We start from the raw sequence: 735 nt of genomic DNA on the forward strand, positions 1-735 counted from the left end.
CCCCCACGCCGTGCGCCAGCACCTGCACGTCGACCCCTCCTCCACCCGTCCGCGCGCTCAGCCCGCCACCAGGGCCGCGACCTGCGCCGCCGCCGCCACCGACACCGCCGCCGACGTCCACGCCGCCGCGGTGCGCGCCGCCGGGGCGCGCCGCTCCAGGGCCCGGTGCGCCGACGTCAGCCGCTGCGGCGTCGTCACGCCCCGCAGCGCCAGCACCGGCAGGGCCCGCACCACCCCGAACACCAGCCCCACGGCCGCGCCCGCGCCCGGGCCGCCGCCCAGCACCGCCAGCGCCAGCGCCGCGTGCAGCAGCGGGGAGGTGACGATCGTGACGACGCCCACGCCCAGCTGCGCGCCGTAGCCCACGCCGTACACCCAGCCGCGGTAGCGGTGCAGCCAGTCCTCGTCCACCTGCCGCCGCCACGTCGGCAGCTGCGGCAGCCGGCCCGTCTCCACCGCCACCGACACCGCCGCGAACACCGCCAGCAGCGCCGTCGCCGCCGCGGCCGCCGCGCGGTGCTCCAGCGGCAGCAGCGCGCCCAGCAGCCCCAGCAGGGTGCCCAGCGCCAGGCCGCCCGCGGCGGACCCGGTCAGGTAGGCCGCCACCGTCACCGGCCAGCGGCTCGCGCGCCCCCGCTCGCCCAGCGGGGTGATGCTCGAGAGCATCGACTCGCCTCAAGGCGACCACGTCGAGCGCAGCGCGGCGACCGCCGCGGTGGGCAGCCCCACCAGCAG

Annotated in this window: 1 protein-coding gene; it reads right to left on the reverse strand. The window is 80.1% G+C overall.

From position 1 onward, the window contains the following. Positions 1–57: 57 nt before the first annotated feature. Entirely contained in the window at positions 58–666 is a 609-nt protein-coding gene (locus GTR00_RS22090) for a hypothetical protein (RefSeq protein ID WP_166613620.1), read from the reverse strand. Between the last annotated feature and the right edge of the window lie 69 nt (positions 667–735).

This window comes from Kineococcus indalonis (assembly GCF_009906395.1).
GTDB classification, from domain to species: Bacteria; Actinomycetota; Actinomycetes; order Actinomycetales; family Kineococcaceae; genus Kineococcus; species Kineococcus indalonis.

Bases quoted from the DNA above. Each gene is read 5' to 3' on its own strand.
- GTR00_RS22090 (WP_166613620.1), bottom strand. From the start codon at position 666: ATGCTCTCGAGCATCACCCCGCTGGGCGAGCGGGGGCGCGCGAGCCGC.